The following is a 19,892-nucleotide window of genomic DNA, read 5'->3' on the forward strand; positions in this document are numbered from 1 at the left end:
AACGCGTCTTGAACGGAAATGCAGTGACCGAACTGAGCGACATCCAGACCGACACCGCCTGCCCCTCGTGCAGCGACGAAGGTGCCCCCGCCGTCACGGACGGCCGCCGCACCATGCTGTCGCTGCTGCCCATGAGTGGCCACACGCGCGGCAAGCGCAGCGCCGTGACCTGTGCCCTCAAGTGCGACAGCGCGTGCGCCAAGCCCGTGCCCAACACCTCCGACAACGAGTACTTCCGCGACATCGCGGGCTCGGTGTTCAGCCGCCGCAAGATGCTGGGGTTCGCGGGCATCAGCGCGGGGGCGATCGCCCTGGGCGCCACCTCGCCCGCCGCCGCGGCCGCTGTGGCTGGTCCGGCCGCCTCGGGCGGCCTCCAGGCCAAGGGCCACGGTGGCCGGCCCGGCAACCTCCCCTTCGCACCCATCTCGCCGGTCGACGCCACGGTCGACGAGCTCGTCGTGCCGCGCGGCTACACGTGGGAGCCGATTCTGCGCTGGGGCGACCCGATCCTGGCCGGCGGCGAGCCCTTCGACGCGTCCGCGCAGACCGCCGCGAAGCAGGAGCTGGCCTTCGGCTACAACTCCGACTACCTCGACATCATCGTGACCAACAGCGCCGGCACCAAGGCGCTGCTCTGCAACAACCACGAGTACGTCAACGCCGGCATCATGTTCCCGCCGGACCTCGACGCGACCGAGAAGGTCAAGATCGCCATGGCCGCCCATGGCTTCTCGATCGTGGAGCTGAAGCGCGCCGGCAAGGGCAAGAAGTGGGCGTACGTCCAGGGTGCCCCCAAGAACCGCCGGATCACGGCCACCACGACGTTCACCGCCACCGGACCCGCAGCCGGGTCCGACCTGCTCAAGACGGCCGCCGACCCCACCGGCAAGAAGATCTCCGGCATGGTCGGCAACTGCTCCGGCGGGACCACCCCGTGGGGCACGATCCTCACCGGCGAGGAGAACTTCAACGGCTACTTCCTGACCGCCGGGACCAGCGCGAGCGACAAGCGCTACGGCCTCGCGAACGGGACGAAGACGACGTACGGCTTCGAGACCGTCGAGGACCGCTGGGACGCCCGCAAGCCGGGCTACGAGAACGAGCCGAACCGGTTCGGCTACATCGTGGAGATCGACCCCACCGACCCGACCTCGACGCCGCGCAAGCACACCAACCTCGGTCGCTTCAAGCACGAGGGTGCCAACGTCACGATCTCCACGTCCGGCCACGCCGTCGCCTACATGGGCGACGACGAGCGGTTCGACTACCTCTACAAGTTCGTCTCCAAGGGCAAGTACGACCCGAACGACCGGGCCGCGAACCTCGACCTGCTCACCGAGGGCGACCTCTACGTCGCACGTCTCTTCGGCGACTCGGCCCCCGCCGAGATCGACGGGTCGGGCACGCTGCCGGCCGACGGCAAGTTCGACGGCTACGGCCAGTGGGTGCCGCTGGTGCTGAACGGTGCGAGCCGGATCCCGGGCATGACCGTGGCCGACGTGCTCGTCTACACCCGCCTGGCCGCCGATCAGGTCAACGCGACCAAGATGGACCGCTGCGAGGACGTACAGCCGTCGCCGAAGACCGGCAAGGTGTACGTCGCGTGCACGAACAACACCGACCGCGGCAAGACGGGCAAGGAGTCGGCCACCGAGCCCAACCCGCGCAACACCAACCGCGACGGCCACATCGTCGAGATCACCGAGGCCCGCAACGACGCGGCCGCGGGCACGTTCACGTGGTCGCTGCTCCTGGTCGCCGGTGACCCGGCGACCAACAAGTCGACCTACTTCGCCGGCTACCCCACCGACAAGGTCTCGCCGATCTCCTGCCCCGACAACGTCGCCTTCGACTCCGAGGGCAACCTGTGGATCTCCACCGACGGCGCACCGAGCACCATCCAGAAGTGCGACGGTCTCTTCAAGGTCCCGCTGGAGGGACGCGAGCGCGGCCACGTCCAGCAGTTCCTGTCGGTCCCGCGCGAGAGCGAGACCTGCGGGCCGGTCATCCACGACAAGGACGGCTCGGTCTTCGTCGCTGTCCAGCACCCCGGCGAGGACGGCTCCTGGGCCGACCAGCACTCCTTCTTCCCCGACTACGTGAAGGGTGAGGCCGCCGAGGGCGAGTTCGCGGGTCCGCGGCCGTCGGTCGTGCAGGTCTTCAAGAGGTAGGACCGCTGGTCGAGCCCGCGAGCGCCAGCGAGCGGTGTCGAGACCAACACAGTCCCGTCGGCACCCGATGGACCGTGTTGGTCTCGACACGCCTTCGCCTGGCGGCTCCGGCGGCTCGACCAGCGGGGCATCACCAGCCGGCGTACGCCCCGGTGAGCTCGACCTTGCCGCCAGGGGTGTCGGTGACCTCACCGGCGGCCCAGGCGCGGATGTCGTAACCGGCGAGGATGCGTACGGCCTCGTCGACGTCCTCGGGGTCGATCAGCGCGACCATGCCGACGCCGCAGTTGAGGGTCATCTCCAGGTCCTCCAGCGCGATCGAGCCGGTGCGGCGGACGAGGTCGAAGACGGGCGCCGGGGTCCAGGTGGCGCGGTCGATGCGCGCGGAGAGCTCCGGCGGCATGACCCGCTCCAGGTTGGCGGCCAGGCCGCCCCCGGTGACGTGGGACATGGCGTGGGTCCTGGTGCCACGGGCCAGCTCCAGGCACGCCTTGGCGTAGACGCGGGTCGGGGTGAGGAGCTCCTCGCCGAGCGTACGGCCGAACTCGGCGACCTGCGCGTCGAGCGTGTAGGCGCCGGAGTTGAGCAGGACGTGGCGGACCAGGGAGAAGCCGTTGGAGTGCAGGCCGGAGGCCTCCATCGCGAGGACGACGTCGCCCGCCTTCACCAGGTTGGCACCGAGAAGGTTGTCGGCCTCGACGACGCCCGTGGCCGCACCGGCCACGTCGTACTCGTCGGCGGCCAGCAGCCCCGGGTGCTCCGCGGTCTCGCCACCGACCAGCGCGCAGCCGGCCTCGACACAGGCCTCAGCGATGCCCTTGACGATCGCCGCGACCCGCTCCGGGATGACCTTCCCCGTGGCGATGTAGTCGGTCATGAACAGTGGCTCGGCGCCACAGACGACCAGGTCGTCGACGACCATTCCGACCAGGTCGAACCCGATCGTGTCGTGCTTGTCCAGCGCCTGCGCGATCGCGACCTTGGTGCCGACACCGTCGGTCGAGGTGGCCAGCAGCGGCCGCTCGTACGCCTTCAGGGCGCTCGCGTCGAAGAGACCGGCGAAGCCACCGACCCCGCCGAGCACCTCGGGGCGCCGGGACTTCTCGATCCAGACCTTCATCAGATCCACGGCGCGGTCGCCGGCGTGGATGTCGACACCTGCTGCGGCGTACGCGTTCTGGCTCTGAGTCACTGGTGGATCTCCGATCACGGGTTGTTCAGGACCGGAAGGGCCTTGCCCTCGGTCGGGGACTGCAGCGAGACCTCGAGGAGGTGCTTGCCGAGCATGCTCTCGTCGGGCAGCTCTACGGGGTATTCGCCGGTGAAGCACGCCGTGCACAGCGCGGTGCGCTCCTGGCGGGTCGCCGAGATCATCCCGTCGAGGGAGATGTAGCCGAGCGAGTCGGCACCGACCGAGGCGGCGATCTCGTCGACGGAGAGACCGTTGGCGATCAGCTCGGCGCGGGTGGCGAAGTCGATGCCGTAGAAGCAGGGCCACTTGACCGGCGGCGACGAGATCCGCACGTGGACCTCCAAGGCGCCCGCCTCACGCAGCATCCGCACCTGGGCGCGCTGGGTGTTGCCGCGCACGATCGAGTCGTCGACCACGACGACCTTCTTGCCGCGCACCATGTGCTCGAGCACGTTCAGCTTGAGCCGGATGCCGAGCTGGCGCAGGGTCTGGGAGGGCTGGATGAAGGTGCGCCCGACGTAGCCGTTCTTCACGAACGCCTGGCCGAAGGGCAGGCCGCTCTCCAGCGCGTAGCCGGTCGCGGCGGGGATGCCGGACTCGGGCACCGGGATGACCAGGTCGGCGTCGACCGGGAACTCGCGAGCCAGCTCGCGGCCCATCTCGACGCGGGACTCGTGGACGTTGCGGCCGGCGATGTTGGCGTCGGGGCGGGCCAGGTAGACGTACTCGAAGACGCAGCCCTTGCGGTCGGGCTCGGCGAACTTCACCGAGCGCAGGCCGGACTCGTCGATGATGATCATCTCGCCGGGCTCGACCTCGCGGACCACGCTCGCGCCGACGGTGGCCAGCGCGGCGTCCTCGGAGGCGATCACCCAGCCGCGGTCGAGGCGGCCGAGCACCAGCGGGCGGATGCCCTGCGGGTCACGCGCGGCGAACAGGGTGTCCTCGTTCATCCACACCAGCGAGAAGGCACCGCTGATCGTCGGCAGCACCTCCAGCGCGCGCGCCTCCAGGGAGGAGTCGGGGTGGTAGGCGAGCAGCTCGGTGAGCAGCGAGGTGTCGTTGGTCGACACCGGGGCGTGGCGGCCCTCGGAGTGCTCGGGCAGCGCCTCGACGGCCGAGCGCATCTCGGCGACGTTGATCAGGTTGCCGTTGTGGCCGAGGGCGACGGAGCCGTCCGGCGTCGGCTTGAAGATCGGCTGGGCGTTCTCCCACACCGAGGCGCCGGTGGTGGAATAGCGGGCGTGGCCGATGGCGACGTGACCCTTGAGCGACTCCAGGGTCGGCTCGTCGAAGACCTGGCTGACCAGGCCCATGTCCTTGTAGACCAAGATCTGGCGCCCGTTGCTGACCGCGATACCCGCCGACTCCTGGCCGCGGTGCTGCAGCGCGTACAGGCCGAAGTACGTCAGCTTCGCGACATCCTCGCCCGGCGCCCACACACCGAAGACCCCGCAGTGGTCCTGAGGACCTTGGTCGTGGGGGTCGAGGGCGGCGGTGAGCCGGCCGTCGCCACCCTTGCGTCGGGACACGTGCCTACCTGAGCTGGTGAGGTTGACCACGGCATCGAGTGTAAGGCCGTACACAGGCGATCAGCGAACCCTTGACAGTCCTGTAAGGGTGGTCACATGAACGTCTCGGAATCATGAATGTAAAGAACGATCCACGTCTGCCCTACCGCCCGGGACCGACATCCCGGATAATCGATCCGATGACTTCTCCACCGCCCACGCCCGCCGGCGGTCACCGACTGACGGTGCCGCCGGGATTCGCCCCACCCCCGTTGGGCGGGAAGCGCGCCAGAAGCGACCTGACCACGACGATGACCACGATCACGACCGATCTGGCCGAGATCGGTGGTCTCCTCACCCCTGGCGAGGATCTCTCCGACCTCCAGCTGATCGCCGACAGCCTGACCGCGCTGGCAGGCTTCGAGATGGCCACGATCAGCGTCGCGCGGGCCGACGGCCACCTCCACATGGTGGTGGTCTCGGGCCAGGACTCCGCCCGCGCCGACCTGCTCGGCACGGTGACCCCGATCGAGCGGCTCGAGGCCGAGCTGGCTCGGGCCGACGACTGGGGCATCTTCAAGTTCGTGCCGGCGGAGCGGCTCGACCCGACCGCCGATGTGTACGGCTGGATCCCGACGATGACCACGATCGACGCCGCAGGGGCCTGGAACCCGCTCGACCTGCTGGTCGCGCCGCTGCGCGACGACGCCGGCAGGCTCCGCGGGACCCTGATCGTCGACGTACCGACCGACGGGCTCCGCCCGAACCCGGAGAAGCGCGCCGTGCTCGGCCGCCACGCGGTGCAGGCGCAGCGTGCCATCCTGCTCGCCCTCGAGCGTGAGGAGCTGTCCGAGCAGGTACGCCTCGCCGAGGCCGCCCGCGACGTGATCCGCCGCGCCGGGCGCGAGCTCGACCCGGACGAGATCCTCAACTCGCTGAGCACGGGGCTGGTCGACGTGCTCGACCTGACCGACTTCTGGCTGCACATGTCCAAGCCGGGCGGCCGCGGCATCCGCACCAAGGTCTACCGGGAGGACTTCAAGCTCCCGATAGACGACCTGACCAGCCCGTTCATGGTCGACTACGGGCAATACCTCTGGGATCAGCGCAGCATCACCGTGCAGACCCCCGACGGCGCCGAGCGGCTGCCCCACCCCGACCCGGAGGCGCAGCGGCTGATCACCGAGTGGATCCGCCACTACAAGGTCGGCTCGATCGTCGGGGTCCCGATCGGCTCCGGCCAGACCTGGTACGGCGCGATGCTCCTGGGCCGCGGTCCCGACAAGCCCCACTGGAGCGAGCTCGAGCTGATCACCGCCGCCGACCTCGGCCGCGACTTCGGCCGCGTGGTCCACAACTCCAGGGCGTACCTGCGCCAGAAGGCGGCGGTCGACTCCCTGCGCGAACTGGAGGCCCACAAGAGCCGGCTGATCGCGACGGTCGCCCACGAGCTGAAGAACCCCCTCTCCGCGTTCCGGTGGAACATCGAGTCGCTGCCCTACGCGGAGTCGGAGGAGGAGTACGCCGAGGTGCTGACCGCACTGACGCGCAACCGGGACCGCACCGAGAAGATCGTGGCCGACCTGGCGATGCTGTCGAAGGTCTCCGACCCCGACCACCTGCCGACCACGGTGCCCATCCAGGTCGCGCCCGTGCTCGCGGAGGTCCACAGCCAGCTCAGCGCCGAGATGCCCACCAGTGACGCCCACGACCTCGTCTTCGAGATGCCGTCCGACGACGTCTACGTGACCCTCGCACCGGGCGATCTGGACCGGGTGGTGATCAACCTGGTCACCAACGCGATCAAGTACAGTCCCGAGGGCGGTCAGGTCATCGTGAGCACGCGCACCAGCCCCGGCTGGTTCGAGCTCCGGGTGACCGACCACGGCCTCGGGATCTCGCCGGAGGATCAGGACCGGCTCTTCACCGAGTTCTTCCGTTCGACCAACCCCACAGCGCTCAAACAGCCAGGAACCGGCCTCGGTCTGACGATCGTGTCTCGAATCGTCAGTCGCCGCGGCGGACTGATATCCGTCGACTCGACCCCTGGCGCGGGAAGCACATTCCGTGTGACGCTGCCCATTGTTTAACCTTACGCAACGGTAACGGGTTGCATTTCCATCTCGGCGGAGAACTCCATGACCAGTACGCCCTCAGAGGGTCCGGACGCGCCAGCCGGCGCCTCCGAGGCGTACCCGTCCCCGGACCCGGGTCTGCAGCTGATCGCGGAGGGTGTCACCGAGCTCGTCGGCTTCGGCGCCGCCGTCATCAACATCCGCCGAGGTGACGAGTTCGAGATCGTCGCCGCCTACGGCGACGAGACCGGTCACACCGTCGAGGGCGAGATGACCGTGGCTGAGATGCTCGGCACCCGGTTCCCGGTCTCGGTGGTCACCGACCTGCTGGACATGTCCGTGGACTGGGGCGACATCAAGTTCATCCCCCACGAGAAGAACACCATCGGCGAGGCGGAGGGCTACTGGGTCCCCGACACCGACGAGGACGTCCTGAAGGACCCGCAGTCCTGGCACAAGCTCGACGAGCTCCTGGCCCCCTTCTACGACGAGAACGGTGAGCTCGTCGGCGTACTGTCGATCGACCGTCCGACCAACGGCCGCAGGCCCGGCCGGCGGCAGCAGCGGATCCTCAACCGGTTCGCCCGCCAGGCGCGGCGGACGGTGCTGCTGACCCTGCAGCGCGAGTACCTCGAGGAGCGGGCCAACAACCTGCTCGAGGCCCAGAGCTTCCTGCGCGAGGCCAACTCCCAGCTCGGCCTCACCGGGGTGCTCGAGGCCACCCAGGAGGCGATGAGCCGCGGTCTCGACGCCGACGGTCTCTACGTACAGGCCCAGGACGGCGACGGCGGATCCGTGGTCTACGCCTCCCCCGATCTCGGCTGGAAGCCCGGCGACAGCAACAACATCGCCGCGGGGCAGGCCTACCAGGCCACCCGGCTGTGGCACGACGGCCAGCACGCCATCGTCAACCGGGAACTGCTCCTCCACGCCCTGCGCCACGTCGATGCCGAGCGGAAGAAGTTCGCCAGGCTCGGCATCGATTTCCTCGATACGGTCGGGGCCGACTCGCTCCTGGTCGTGCCGATCGGCGTGGAGACGACGGCGCTGGGCCACCTCGTGCTGGTGCGTGGCGCCGGCCGCCCACGATGGACCGACGCCGAGGGACGGCTGGCGATGGAGTTCGGTCGCGACTTCGGTCGCATCGTGCTCACCTCCAACGCCTACACCCAGGAGCGCGACCTGGCCCAGCGGCTCGCCACCGCCGACAAGGTGCACAGCCGGCTCATCGAGTCCGTCGCGCAGGAGCTGCACAGCCCGCTCACCGCCCTCACCACCGGCATCGACGCGATGCGTCACGAGGACCGCGGCTCGCCGACCTGGTTCCAGCAGGTCGGCAACCTGATCAGCCGGTCCGACCAGCTGGTCGCGATGGTCGACGACCTGCTGCTGTTCTCCCGCTTCTCCGACCCCATGTCGCGGCCGACGCTGACCCACGTCGACCTGACTTCGCTCCTGCAGGAGATCTTCGAGCAGAGGACGTACGAGTCCGAGAAGCGTGGGATCGAGGTGAGCATCGATGTGCCGCCCCGCGGCGTCTACATCCTGGGCGACCGCAGCGAGATCAAGGCGGCGATCCTCCGGCTGGTCGACAACGCGCTGGTCTACACCCACCGCGGCGGCCACGTGCGGCTCTACATCGTGGAGAGCGCGAGCGAGGCGGCCATCTCGGTGACCGACAACGGCGTCGGCATCCCTGCGGTGGAGCAGATCCAGGTCTTCACCGAGTTCTACCGCGGGTCCAGCCAGGCGATCGGCGGCAGGAAGGGCGTCGGCCTCGGGCTCAGCATTGTCGACCGGGTCGCGCGCCGCCACGACGGCCGCGTCACGCTGCGCTCGGAGCCCGGCACCGGCACTCGTGTCTCCCTCGTCCTTCCGTTGGCCATCGACGCCACCTCACTGGGTTAACCAAACGTCACAATCTGGTCGAGACCGACGCCTGCGGCTGCACAGGGCGCGCGTTTCGTGCAACACTCCGTGGTGCCCAGGTCCTCAGGACTGCCACGCTGTTGCAACACCTGCCTGACCGACCTACCCGAGAGCAAGGATGCCCCCACCACAGTCAGTCGATGCCATCGACGTGCCTGCGAGCACGCCGAGCAGGACGTCGCTGCCGGTGGCGGATCCCGCGCTCCAGATGATCTCCGAGGGCATCTGCGAGCTGCTCGGCTTCGGCATCTCCGCGATCAACGTGGTCGGCGGCGACGAGCTCGAGGTGGTCGCGGTCCACGGCTTCATCAGCGGCCTGAACGCGCACGGCCGACGGGAGACGGCCGAGGAGATCCTCGGCACCCGGTGGGCGCTCTCCGACCTGCGCGACAACCTCTCCCGCGGCGAGAACTGGGGCGCCTGGCGGTTCATTCCCCATGAGCGGGTGAACCTTCACGAGGGCAGCTGGGTCTCCACCACGAACATGATCGACGCCGCCGACGCGTGGCACCCCCACGACATGCTGATCGCGCCGATCCTCGGCGACGACGGCTCCATCCAGGGCTGCCTCTCGGTCGACATGCCGGTCAGCGGCCGCCGGCCCGACTTCACCCAGCGCCGGGTTCTCAACCGGTTCGCGAAGCGTGCCCAGCGGGTCGTCCGCGGCTACCTGGAGCGCGAGCGCCTCTACGAGCGCGCCGCGAACCTCGAGACCGCCAAGGAGCTCCTGCGCGACGCCAGCTCCAAGCTCAGCCTCGCCGACGTGCTCGACGCCAGCCACGACGCACTGATCCGCGGTCTGGGCGCCGACGGCATCTGGATGGCGACCAAAGGCCCCCGCCACGAGATGGTCGTGCACGCGACCCCGGGCCTCGAGTGGGACCCCGACCCGGGCCTGGCCGCGCTCACCTCGCGGAACACCTCCCGCTACTGGGTGGAGGGCACCTACTCGATCCTGTGCCGCGAGCGGCTCACGGACTCCTCGGAGTGGAGCGAGCAGGCCGTCGTGGCCAACAAGTTCTTCGAGAGCCTGGGCGCCGAGAGCGCACTGGTCGTGCCGGTCGGCGCCGACCACGAGTGGCTCGGCCACATCGTCCTGCTCCGCTCCCCCGGGCGGCCCACCTGGACCGACGCGGAGGGCCGGCTGGCGATGGAGCTGGGCCGCGACTTCGGGCGCATCGTGCTCACCGCCAACGCCTACACGCAGGAGCGCGACCTCGCCCAGCAGCTCGCCCACGCCGACCGCGAACGCAACCGGCTGATCGAGGCCGTCGCCCGCGAGCTGCGGATCCCGGTGAACGCGCTCGGCACGTCGCTGAACGCCTTGGCCGGCGAGCAGGCCAACACCCTGCCGTGGATCGTCCAGGTGGAGACGCTGACCGTACGCAGCGCCCAGATCGAGGGCATCGTCAGCGACCTGCTGCTCCTGTCCCGGATCCGCGACCCTGCCAACGCCCCCGGCGAGACCACCATCGAGGTCTCCGAGATGCTCGACGACGTGCTCGACGAGCTCGATCCCGACGCCGCCCAGAAGGACATCGAGTGCGTCCTGACAACCCCGACCGGGCCTGCGTACGTCGTCGGTGACCCTCGTGAGCTGCGCGCCGCGTTCCTGCACCTGGTGAAGAACGCGCTGACCTACAGCTACCGTGGCTCGCGGGTGCAGTTGATGCTCTACAGCGCCGGCAGCGAGGTCACGATCATCTTCGCCGACGCCGGTGTCGGCATCGCCTACGAAGAGCAACCGGAGGTCTTCGACCCGTTCTACCGAGGCTCCAACTCCGCGCTGGGTGGATCGCGCGGAGCTGGGCTCGGGCTGACCCTGGTCGAGCAGATCACCAGGCGCCACCACGGGTTGGTCGAGCTCGACTCACGCCCTGGTGAAGGCACCCGGGTGGCGCTGACGCTGCCGGGGGTCTAGGTCGCGGCTGCGGATGTTCACCGAGGTATCTCGGTGAGCGCGCACTGCCTTCGCGGAGCTCCACGAAGGCAGTGCCACTCGACCGAGGTGACTCGGTGAACGGTCAGCGGCTACCCAGCTTCTGGAGCAGCAGCGCCTCGGCGACGACGACCTTCCGGAACTCGGCGAGGTGGAGTCCCTCGTTGGCGCCGTGGGCACGGGTGTCGGGGTCCTCGACGCCCGTGACCAGCACGCTGGCCTGCGGGAACGCCTCGAGGAACTCCGCGATGAACGGGATCGAGCCGCCCACGCCCATGTCGATCGGGGCGGTGCCGTCCCAGGCCTCGGTGAAGGCGGCTCGGGCGGCGTCGTAGGCCGGGCCGGTCGCGTCCAGGGCGATCGGCTCACCGGTGTCGACGACCTTCGTGGTCAGCTCGGCGCCCCACGGGACGTGCTTCTCCAGGTGCTTGGTGAGGGCGGCGACGGCGTTCTCACCGGAGTCGCCCGGGGCGATCCGGATGGTGACCTTCGCGCGTGCGCTCGGGGAGAGCGTGTTGGAGGCGCCGTCGACCTTGGGGGCGTCCAGACCGGTGATCGTGATCGCCGGCTGCGTCCACATCCGCTCGACGGCGCTGCCCTTGCCGACCCACTGCAGGCCGGCGATGGCCCCGGACTCGGCGCGGAGCCGCTCCTCGGGGTAGTCGACGTCGGCCGCCTTCCCGGAGACCAGCCCCTCCACCGCGGGAGCGCCGTCCTCGTCCCAGAGGGTGTTGAGGAGACGTACGAGGGCCATGATCGCGTCGGGGGCGAGGCCGCCCCACATGCCGGAGTGGACGGCGTGACCCAGGGTGCGGAGCTGGACGTCGACGCGGATGAGGCCGCGCAGCGACGTCGTCAGCGCCGGGACGCCGATGTCCCAGTTGCCGGAGTCGGCGATGACGATGACGTCGGCCTTCAGCTTGTCCTGGTACTTCTCGAGCAGCTGGGGCAGCGTCGCCGAGGCGACCTCCTCCTCGCCCTCGATGAAGAGGCGCACGGTGACGGGAAGCTCACCGCGCTCGTCCAGGCTGGCAAGAGCCCGGACGGCGCCGATGTGGGCCGCGATGCCGGCCTTGTCGTCGGCCGCACCACGACCGTAGAGCCGGTCGCCGACCTCGGTCGGCTCGAACGGCGGGGTGTCCCAGTCGCTGTGGTCGTTCTCCGGCTGGACGTCGTGGTGGGCGTACAGCAGCACCGTCGGGGCACCCTCGGGGCCCTTCTTCTCACCGACGATGGCCGGCGGGGCGCCGTCGAAGGCGCGCACGATCTCCACGTCGAAGCCCTCGGCCGCGAAGAGGTCGCGGGTCTTCTCCGCGCTCTTCTCGACCTCGCTCAGACGCTCGGGGTCCGCGCTGACGGACTCGATCCGCACCAGGTCCTCGAGGTCCTTGCGGATCCCGGGGAACAGGTCGTCTACACGGGCCTTGATGTCTTCGGTGGAGTGGCTCATAGAGTGAGATTATCTGGGAGGGGGATGGCGGTGTAGGCGGGGTATCCGGGGTAGTCCGGTAGCGAACTGCCTATTACCGGCGAGTACTTAGGCAGTTCACTACCGGACTACCCCGACGCTCGGCACCTACGCGGCACGACGCCCCAGGAATCGCCCTCGTTCTGCAGCGCTCAAGGCACGGCGCTGTTCCACGGTGTGAGTGGGGATCCACCATCTCGGCTGATCGATCGTCCAGCGGCGGTCGGCAACCGGGAGCCGGCGAGCCCTGGACCTCGCCTCCAACGTCCGACGAAGGAATCCGCTCGGCTCGAAGCGATCTCGGGAGACCATGGTGACGTACTCGAGCCCCGATGCACGGAAGCGAGCTTCTCGCTTGATGTCGGTGGCGCGCTGCTTTCCTTGCAGATGGGCCTTTCCGTCGTACTCCCCGACTACGCCGGCCTCGAGATCGAGCACGTCAGGCGTACCGATGTGCCGACCATCAAGATCGAACACCGGACGATTGCAGACGATGTTCTCGAGCTGTAGATCCAGCCGCCAGCAGAGCCGCAGGTCGACCTCGGTCGGCGACCAGACGTTCTCGTCCGAGAGGACGATCGCATCCCGAGCGACCTGGACGCCGGTCCAGCCATTCAACGTCGAGACGTACGCCGCCGCTTCCACCCGACTGACGTGATCGCTCGCCAACGCCAGATCAAGCCAACGAACGGCCTCGCGTACGTCCGGCGCATACCTCATCTCGAAGACGACCGACCTCGCCGGGTTCGTGATCGGGATCCCGTCCACCCAGCAGCGCTCCTGGGGAGGCATCCGTTCGGCCGAGATCTCCACCCCGGGCCGTTTGGCGATCTTGTGCCCGTAGGTCGACAACGTGATCGCCCGCCGTTCGCCCATCCCGGCGAACCATTTCGCCCCTGCCCACGCATACGCCGCCCATCCGGTGACGGCTCCGGTGTTGGGCAGCAGCGTCGCCGCCTCCAGCACGCGCTGCTGCGCGTCGTCCTGATCGACGCTCGCCGGAACGTATAGCCCGCGCCACACCCGCCTCCACCCGCGACCACGTGCCTGTCGCGTGGTCGGCCCCGTCCGCCCGGTGTGATCCAGCGGCACCGGCATCACCACCTGGGGCCGCTCCTCCGACCATGGCCGTGGCCTGAAATGCTCCGCATGCATCACCATGGCCCCAGGATGAACGCCATCCCCGAAACTCTCACTGCCTTATCGTCGAGGCTGTGGATAACGGCGATCGTCGGGCTAGTCCGGTAGCGAACTGCCTATTACCTGCGAGTATTTAGGCAGTTCGCTACCGGACTACCCCGCCGTCGCGCCCAACGGCAGGTACGCCGATAGGTCGGTGCGTTCTCCAGAGGCCCTGACCCGGGCCTGATCGACGGCATCCGACCAGGTCATCGCGCCGGTGGCGAGGGCGATCCAGGTGACCGCGTCGGTCTCGATCACCGCCGGCGGGGTGCCGCGGGTGTGGCGTACGCCTTCGATGACCTGCGCCGCGGCGAAGGGCGGGACGCGCACCTCGACGCTCTTGCCCGGCGCGCGCTGCTCGAGCAGGGCGAGGAAGTGCTTGGTCAGCAGTCGTAGGTCGGCCTTCTCCGGCGATCCCGTCAACCGCCCCAGTGCTGCGGAGACCTCTGCGGCCGGGGCGGGCTTGAGTCGTGCGGGCACAGCGGCGAGCCTACCGCCGCGGCCACCAGGGACCGGGCGGTAGGCGACGTACGTCAGGGACGGCGCGTCAGGCGCAGGTCCGCAGCGAGGAGCGCTTGTAGTCACGCACCTTCGTGGTGGACTTGTAGTGCGCGGGGTCGAGGTAACCGACCCAGACGCCGAGCTTCCGCGCGTTGAAGCTGGTCTCCCGGCTGTCGAAGGTGAACCGCTTGATCGTGTTCTTCGTGGTGGTCCTGTCGGCGTAGTAGGTGCCGCCGGTGACCTTGTACTCCCACTGGGCGTGCTTGCCGGTGTTGTTCCACAGCGAGAAGTGCATCTCGGTGGAGCTCTTCCTGCAGGCGAACAGGATGCCCCCGGCAACCCACCCGACGGCGGTGCCGTAGCGGTTGAGCTTTCCCCAGGTCTTCTTGCCCACGACCCCGTCGGCGGAGAGTCCGGTATCGGCCTGGAAGGAACGTACGCGGTTCCGGGTGCCGGTGCCGAAGACACCGTCGGCGCTCAGCGCACCCAGGCGCCGCTGCAGCTCCTTGACGCAGGTGCCCTTGCTGCCGAGCTTCACGGTCTTGGTCGAGCAGCTCGCCGCTTGCGCCTCGGGAGCAGTGGCGACGGAGACGCCGACGGCCGAGGAGACGGCGACGGCCAGGCCCGCGGCGACGACGGCGATACGCCGGACGATCGGGGTGCGCGCGGCGGTGGTCATGGTGGGTTTCATCGTGGAGCTGCTTCCTGTCCGTGGAGCTTCGGTGCGGCCGTGCCGGCTCCTCGGCCGACCGCAGAACGTCAAGGGCCACCGGTGTCTGTGAACTCCCGTACCTTTCCCGTACCGAGCCGATAGGGTCCGACCGTGGGACTGGAGAGACTCGAGTCGGAGATGGTGCTGACGACCGTCGAGACGCTGCACGGACGGATCGCGGCCCGCTTCCCCGACCGGGGCCTGGTGAAGGTCGCCGAGGAGCTGGCCGGCCTGATCAGGGAGTCCTCCGGCCCCGGGGACCGGCTCCGGCGACGGTTGCTGTGGACGCGCGCGGTCTCTCGCGTGCTGATCCTGGTCGTCCTCGCGCTGACGCTGGCCGCCATCGTCTGGGGTCTCGCGACGGCGTTCGGCGACGAGACGCTCACCGGCGTGCAGTGGCTGCCGCTGATGGAGAGCACCGTCAACGACCTCATCTTCGCCGCGGTCGCGATCTTCTTCCTCTACACGATCCCGGAGCGGCTGCTGAGGTCGCGCGCGCTGAAGCTCCTGCACCGGCTGCGCTCGCTGGCCCACATCATCGACATGCACCAGCTCACCAAGGACCCCGAGCGGCTGCGTAGCGGGTTCAAGGAGACCTCGGCCAGCGTCAAGCTCACCCTCGACGCCGACCAGCTGATCCACTACCTGGAGTACTGCTCCGAGCTGCTCAGCCTCGTCGGCAAGACGGCCGCGCTGTGTGCCGAGGACTCCCAGGACAACGTCGTCCTGGACACGGTCAGCACCGTCGAGGGCCTCACCGTCGACCTCTCCCGCAAGATCTGGCAGAAGATCCAGGTCGTCGGCGAGCTGCGTGAGGACCAGTCCTCCAGCCCTGTCTAGGCTCCATGGCATGAGTTCACGGACGGAGTGGTCGATCCTGGCGGTCGACACCGGCTCCGGTGAGACCCTCGTCGAGTCCGCCTCGGACCTGCTGCTGCCGACCGCCAGCGTCGCCAAGATCTTCCTGCTGCACCACCTCGCCGAGCTGCTCGACGAGGACCCGTCGCTGGGGCCGCTGATGCTGCGCAAGGACAGCGTCGAGCCGGTCGGCGACAGCGGCCTGTGGCAACACCTCGACGTCCCCGCGCTGACCCTGAACGACTGCGCCCGGCTGATCGGCGCGGTCTCGGACAACCTGGCCACCAACGTGCTCCTCGGCCACGTCGGTCTCGCTCCGGTCCAGGCCGTCGCCCGGCGGCTGGCCGCGGGCGGGTCGATGCTGAACGACTCGGTCCGGGACGTACGCGAGCCCGAGCACCCGCCGACGCTCTCCATCGGCTGCGCCGCCGACTGGGTCGCGTACTTCCGTACGCCGCACCCCACCGTGCTGTCCTGGCTGGCGCCGTCCGCGGACCTGTCGATGGTCTCCGCCGCCTTCGGCCTGGACCCGCTCGCCCACACCGATCCTTCCCCGACCGATCCGACCGACGCCCTGCGGGTGTGGAGCAAGACCGGCACCGACGACGGTGTCCGCGCCGAGGTCGGGCTGCTCGACGTCGGCGGTCGGCAGGCGGCCTACGCGGTCATCTGCCGTTTCCAGGGTGAGGTCGTCCCGGTGCTCGCTCAGATGCGGGCGTACGGCACGCTGATCCTGGAGGCGTTGCAGGACGGCTACGCTCCAGGTCCCGGTCCGGCACGGTAGGAGATCAGTTGTTCAGCATTGACCTCGGGAACGGCGCGGAGATGGTCCTGCGTGACCGATCGACCGACTTCGCCGTCCACCGGCTCATCAACGCCAACCTCGACCACCTCCGCGAGTGGGAGCCGTGGGCGCACGGCAACCAGACCATGCTGAGCGTCGCCGGCTTCGGCACCTACCTGCTCAACCAGTGGGTCAAGGGCGAGGCGGTCCCGTGCATCATCCGCCAGGACGGCCAGGTCGCCGGCGCCACGACAGCGCGGATCAACCTCTACGAGAAGTCGGCCACGATCGGCTACTGGCTGGGCGAGGCGTACGAGGGCCGCGGCCTGGTCACCAGGGCCGTCTCGGCGCTGCTGGACACGCTCTTCAACGAGTACGACATCGCCCGGGCGATCATCGACACCTCGGTCATGAACAAGCGCAGCCGTGCGGTCGCCGAGCGGCTCGGATTCACCCACGAGGGCACCATGCGCGGCGCGCAGGCCTATCCGGGCGAGCGCCGGGACCTCGTGGTCTACGGGCTCCTGCGCGAGGAGTGGCTGGCCCGGTCAGACAGATGAGCGGACGAACCGCTCCCCCGCCTGCTTGACCAGCTCGGCCAGCTCGGTGGGCTGCTCGACCGTGAAGTCGGCGTCGACGCCGGCGAGGATCATCATCGGCCAGCTCAGATCGTCGACCTGCATGTGCAGCCGGCAGCCACCCTCGGCGGGCTCGACCTCGCCCCAGCGTCCCACCTGCTGCGCGACCACCTCGGGTTCGACGCCGAAGTGGACGCAGACCTCGTGGACGGCTGGACGGGAGCGGATCCCCGCCTGCACGTACGTCGCCGCGTCCCCGCCCGGGATCTCCCGCGGTCGGAACATCTGGCCGGTCGTCATCGGGTCGCTGACCCGGTCGACGCGGAAGGAGCGCCAGTCCTGGCGGACCCGGTCGTAGGCGAGGAGGTACCAGCGGTTGCCGAGCGTCACCAGCCGGTGTGGCTCCACGCGGCGCCGGGTCGGCTCGGCCTCGGGCGCCTGGTAGGTGAACGTCAGCGCCTCGTCGTCGCGGCAGGCCTGCGCCAGGATCCCGAGCACACCCGCGTCCAGCGGGACCCGGCCTCCCCAGGGCAGAGAGTCGGTCTGCGAGGTGACCGCGTCCATCCGCCGCCGCAGCCGCGGCGGCATCAGCGCGACGACCTTCCCCAACGCCTGGGCGGAGGTGTCCCCCATCCCCGCGACCATGCCGGCAGCGGCGGTGCGCAGCCCGACGGCGATCGCGACCGCCTCCTCGTCGTCGAGCAGCAACGGTGGCAGCGCGTTGCCGGCCCGGAGCTGGTAGCCGCCGGCCACCCCGCGGGTGGCGTCCACGTCGTAGCCGAGATCGCGCAGCCGCTCGATGTCGCGCCGCAGCGTACGGTCGCTGACCTCGAGGCGTACGGACAGCTCCGTGCCGGGCCAGAAACGGTGGGTCTGCAGCAGCGAGAGGAGCTGCAGCATCCGGGCGCTCGTACTCATGACATCGACCTTAGGCTTCATTGCGGTCAGTTCGTGGCCTGATTACCCGCGAACCTGGATCACGCCCGCACGCCGGTCGGCTCGCCCCCTCCTCGAGCCGACCGACGCCGCGCCCTCCCCCTCATACCCGCTCCTCGGACTTCTAAACCCGATCTCGGAAGAAATTTTCGAAAGCGGACAGAACCTGGCCGGATGACCTCAGAGGGTGGAGACATGACGAACCACAGCAACCAGCGGCCGGTGATCCGCACTCAGGCGCTGACCAGGCACTTCACCCGTAGCAAGAAGACCGTCGAGGCCGTACGCGGGCTCGATCTCGAGATCCACCAAGGTGAGCTCGTCGCCTTCCTCGGTCCCAACGGAGCCGGCAAGTCGACCACCTTGCGGATGCTGACCACCCTCATCCCGCCCACCTCCGGCACCGCCGAGGTCGCCGGCCACGACGTCCTCCGCTCACGCGCGGCCGTCCGGCGCTCGATCGGCTACGTCGGCCAGGGCAACGCCGCGGCGTTCGTGCAGCGCGGCCGCGACGAGATGATGTCCCAGGCCCGCGCCCACGGCATCCCGCGCACCGCAGCCAAGGCGCGCATCGAGGAGCTCCTCGTGGCCTTCGACCTCCAGGAGTACGCCGACCGCCCGGTCCAGACGCTCAGCGGGGGCCAGCGGCGACGGCTCGACATCGCCATCGGGCTGCTCAACCACCCCGAGGTCCTGTTCCTCGACGAGCCGTCGACCGGCCTCGACCCGCAGAACCGCGCGAACCTGCAGGAGCAGATCCGCCGGCTCCACCAGGACGGCACCACGATCGTGCTCACCACCCACTACCTCGAGGAGGCCGACGCTCTCGCCGGACGCGTGATCGTCGTCGACCACGGGGTGGTGATCGCCGACGACACCGCGATCCGGCTCAAGGAGAGGCTCGGCGATCTGGTGCTCCTCGGCTTCGGCAGCGAGACGGATGCCACGGCTGCCGCATCCCGCGCCGAGTCGGTGCTGTCCGGTCCGACCCTCATCGAGCGCGACGGTACGCAGGTCTCGATCCGCACTCCGCGCGGTGCCGACAGCGCGCCGGCGATGGCCATCGACCTCGCCGCCCACGGCACGCCGGCGATCCGGATGGAGGTCCGCACCCCCACCCTCGACGACGTCTTCCTCGACCTGACCGGCCGCAGCCTGCGCGAGTCGGCCGAGTCCACCACCACCCAGACCGAAGGAGCAGCAGCATGACCACCCTCACCGTCCCGACCGCACAGGTCCGGCACACCGACCGGGTGCCGAGCAATCCGACCGGATTCCTCACCGACACCTGGACCGTGCTGCTCCGCGAGCTCACCCCCAAGCTGCGCCAGCCCGCCTCGATGCTCTTCGCGATGATGCAGCCGCTGGTCTTCCTGGGCCTCTTCGCGCCGCTCCTGCCCGACGTCGAGAACGGCAGCGCGCTGCAGTGGTTCGTGCCGGGCATCGTCGTCATGACCGCGCTGATGGGTGCCTCGATGACCGGCGCGGACCTGACCGCCGAGATCCGCTCCGGCTCCCACGAGCGGCTGCTGGTCTCGCCCCTGTCGCGGCCGTCCCTGCTGGTCGGGCGGGCCCTGAAGGAGGTCGTGCCGGTGCTGTTCCAGACGGCCGTCATCCTCGCCGTGGTGACCCCGTTCAGCTTCGACCTCCACCTCGGCGGGGTCCTGGTCGGAGCCGTGATCGTCTCGCTCTTCGCGATCGGCCTGGGTGCGCTCAGCTTCGCCCTGGCCACCGCGGCGAAGGAGCAGGACTGGGTCTTCTGGACGGTCCAGCAGATGCTGATCTTCCCGCTGCTGCTCCTCTCCGGTGTCCTCCTCCCCCTCGACGGCGCGCCCGGCTGGCTGCGGTTCCTCAGCGACATCAACCCGATGACGTACGTCGTCGAGGCGGAGCGGGCGCTCTTCGCCGGTCAGTTCCCGGCCGATGTCGTCATCGGCGGCTTCGTCGCGGCGGCAGCGGTAGCGGCGCTCGGGGTGCTCGTCGGCGTACGGACCATGGAGAGGTCGAGCTGAGGTTCTGCTTCATGGGCCTTGACCTGAAGTTCACTTGAGCTTCC

16 protein-coding genes are annotated in these 19,892 nt (G+C 69.3%); 9 read left to right on the forward strand and 7 right to left on the reverse strand.

Annotated features, from left to right (window positions below):
• Positions 1–23: 23 nt before the first annotated feature.
• Positions 24–2,171, forward strand: a complete 2,148-nt coding sequence (locus ABZ796_RS02875) for a PhoX family phosphatase (protein WP_357334472.1) — start codon at positions 24–26, stop codon at positions 2,169–2,171.
• 130 nt (positions 2,172–2,301) lie between these two features.
• Here ABZ796_RS02875 and purM read toward each other — a convergent pair whose 3' ends face one another.
• Both purM and purF read right to left on the reverse strand, forming a co-directional pair.
• Positions 2,302–3,363: a phosphoribosylformylglycinamidine cyclo-ligase gene (purM, locus tag ABZ796_RS02880; RefSeq protein WP_357334474.1), complete on the reverse strand. Its 1,062-nt coding sequence runs from the start codon at positions 3,361–3,363 to the stop codon at positions 2,302–2,304.
• A gap of 14 nt (positions 3,364–3,377) precedes the next feature.
• The gene (gene purF / locus ABZ796_RS02885; RefSeq protein WP_357334475.1) at positions 3,378–4,895 is read right to left on the reverse strand and encodes an amidophosphoribosyltransferase; all 1,518 of its coding nucleotides are present in this window, start codon (positions 4,893–4,895) and stop codon (positions 3,378–3,380) included.
• A 179-nt stretch (positions 4,896–5,074) separates the two neighbouring features.
• Here purF and ABZ796_RS02890 point away from each other — a divergent pair, with 179 nt between their 5' ends.
• From ABZ796_RS02890 to ABZ796_RS02900, 3 genes are all read left to right on the forward strand, one after another.
• On the forward strand, positions 5,075–6,964 hold the full coding sequence (locus ABZ796_RS02890; RefSeq protein ID WP_357334477.1) for a HAMP domain-containing sensor histidine kinase: 1,890 nt from the start codon (positions 5,075–5,077) through the stop codon (positions 6,962–6,964).
• Between the two features lie 48 nt (positions 6,965–7,012).
• Positions 7,013–8,857, forward strand: a complete 1,845-nt coding sequence (locus ABZ796_RS02895) for a HAMP domain-containing sensor histidine kinase (protein ID WP_357334479.1) — start codon at positions 7,013–7,015, stop codon at positions 8,855–8,857.
• Positions 8,858–9,029: 172 nt separating this feature from the next.
• On the forward strand, positions 9,030–10,799 hold the full coding sequence (locus tag ABZ796_RS02900) for an ATP-binding protein (protein WP_357334481.1): 1,770 nt from the start codon (positions 9,030–9,032) through the stop codon (positions 10,797–10,799).
• 103 nt (positions 10,800–10,902) lie between these two features.
• Here the strand turns inward: ABZ796_RS02900 and ABZ796_RS02905 are convergent, their stop codons facing one another.
• The 4 genes from ABZ796_RS02905 to ABZ796_RS02920 form a co-directional block, all read right to left on the reverse strand.
• Positions 10,903–12,267 carry a dipeptidase gene (locus tag ABZ796_RS02905; RefSeq protein ID WP_357334482.1) on the reverse strand — a complete coding sequence of 455 codons (1,365 nt, stop codon included), beginning with the start codon at positions 12,265–12,267 and terminating at the stop codon, positions 10,903–10,905.
• Between the two features lie 126 nt (positions 12,268–12,393).
• A complete protein-coding gene (locus ABZ796_RS02910) occupies positions 12,394–13,308 on the reverse strand; it encodes a hypothetical protein (protein WP_357334484.1) in 915 nt (304 codons plus the stop codon).
• A gap of 270 nt (positions 13,309–13,578) precedes the next feature.
• Complete coding sequence (locus ABZ796_RS02915) at positions 13,579–13,947, reverse strand: sterol carrier family protein (protein WP_357334485.1); 369 nt, start codon at positions 13,945–13,947, stop codon at positions 13,579–13,581.
• A 67-nt stretch (positions 13,948–14,014) separates the two neighbouring features.
• Positions 14,015–14,659 (reverse strand): peptidoglycan-binding domain-containing protein, encoded by a 645-nt coding sequence (locus ABZ796_RS02920; RefSeq protein WP_357334487.1) that lies wholly within the window; start codon positions 14,657–14,659, stop codon positions 14,015–14,017.
• A 132-nt stretch (positions 14,660–14,791) separates the two neighbouring features.
• Between ABZ796_RS02920 and ABZ796_RS02925 the strand changes: the two genes are divergently transcribed.
• Genes ABZ796_RS02925 through ABZ796_RS02935 form a run of 3 tightly spaced genes read left to right on the forward strand, consistent with a single transcriptional unit; the run spans position 14,792 to position 16,882 of the window.
• Entirely contained in the window at positions 14,792–15,520 is a 729-nt protein-coding gene (locus tag ABZ796_RS02925) for a hypothetical protein (RefSeq protein ID WP_357334488.1), read from the forward strand.
• Between the two features lie 10 nt (positions 15,521–15,530).
• On the forward strand, positions 15,531–16,322 hold the full coding sequence (locus ABZ796_RS02930) for a serine hydrolase (RefSeq protein WP_357334490.1): 792 nt from the start codon (positions 15,531–15,533) through the stop codon (positions 16,320–16,322).
• An 8-nt stretch (positions 16,323–16,330) separates the two neighbouring features.
• Complete coding sequence (locus ABZ796_RS02935; protein WP_357334491.1) at positions 16,331–16,882, forward strand: GNAT family protein; 552 nt, start codon at positions 16,331–16,333, stop codon at positions 16,880–16,882.
• On the opposite strand, the gene ABZ796_RS02940 is transcribed toward ABZ796_RS02935, so the two are convergent.
• Positions 16,871–17,818 (reverse strand): YafY family protein, encoded by a 948-nt coding sequence (locus ABZ796_RS02940; RefSeq protein ID WP_357334492.1) that lies wholly within the window; start codon positions 17,816–17,818, stop codon positions 16,871–16,873. The genes ABZ796_RS02935 and ABZ796_RS02940 overlap by 12 nt on opposite strands.
• A 213-nt stretch (positions 17,819–18,031) precedes the next feature.
• On the opposite strand from ABZ796_RS02940, the gene ABZ796_RS02945 reads away from it, so the two are divergent.
• Entirely contained in the window at positions 18,032–19,045 is a 1,014-nt protein-coding gene (locus ABZ796_RS02945) for an ATP-binding cassette domain-containing protein (protein WP_357334494.1), read from the forward strand.
• The gene (locus ABZ796_RS02950; RefSeq protein WP_357334495.1) at positions 19,042–19,848 is read left to right on the forward strand and encodes an ABC transporter permease; all 807 of its coding nucleotides are present in this window, start codon (positions 19,042–19,044) and stop codon (positions 19,846–19,848) included. Before ABZ796_RS02945 ends, ABZ796_RS02950 begins: the two co-directional genes overlap by 4 nt.
• The last annotated feature ends 44 nt before the right edge of the window (positions 19,849–19,892 follow it).

Origin of the sequence: Nocardioides sp. NPDC047086 (assembly GCF_040643685.1) — a bacterium.
Classification (GTDB): domain Bacteria; phylum Actinomycetota; class Actinomycetes; order Propionibacteriales; family Nocardioidaceae; genus Nocardioides.

Excerpts from the sequence above, each read along its gene's own strand:
- ABZ796_RS02890 (WP_357334477.1), top strand. The coding sequence starts at position 5,075 with ATGACTTCTCCACCGCCCACGCCCGCCGGCGGTCACCGACTGACGGTG.
- ABZ796_RS02895 (WP_357334479.1), top strand. The coding sequence starts at position 7,013 with ATGACCAGTACGCCCTCAGAGGGTCCGGACGCGCCAGCCGGCGCCTCC.
- ABZ796_RS02905 (WP_357334482.1), bottom strand. The coding sequence starts at position 12,267 with ATGAGCCACTCCACCGAAGACATCAAGGCCCGTGTAGACGACCTGTTC.
- ABZ796_RS02920 (WP_357334487.1), bottom strand. The coding sequence starts at position 14,659 with ATGAAACCCACCATGACCACCGCCGCGCGCACCCCGATCGTCCGGCGT.
- ABZ796_RS02930 (WP_357334490.1), top strand. The coding sequence starts at position 15,531 with ATGAGTTCACGGACGGAGTGGTCGATCCTGGCGGTCGACACCGGCTCC.
- ABZ796_RS02940 (WP_357334492.1), bottom strand. The coding sequence starts at position 17,818 with ATGAGTACGAGCGCCCGGATGCTGCAGCTCCTCTCGCTGCTGCAGACC.
- ABZ796_RS02945 (WP_357334494.1), top strand. The coding sequence starts at position 18,032 with ATGACGAACCACAGCAACCAGCGGCCGGTGATCCGCACTCAGGCGCTG.
- ABZ796_RS02950 (WP_357334495.1), top strand. The coding sequence starts at position 19,042 with ATGACCACCCTCACCGTCCCGACCGCACAGGTCCGGCACACCGACCGG.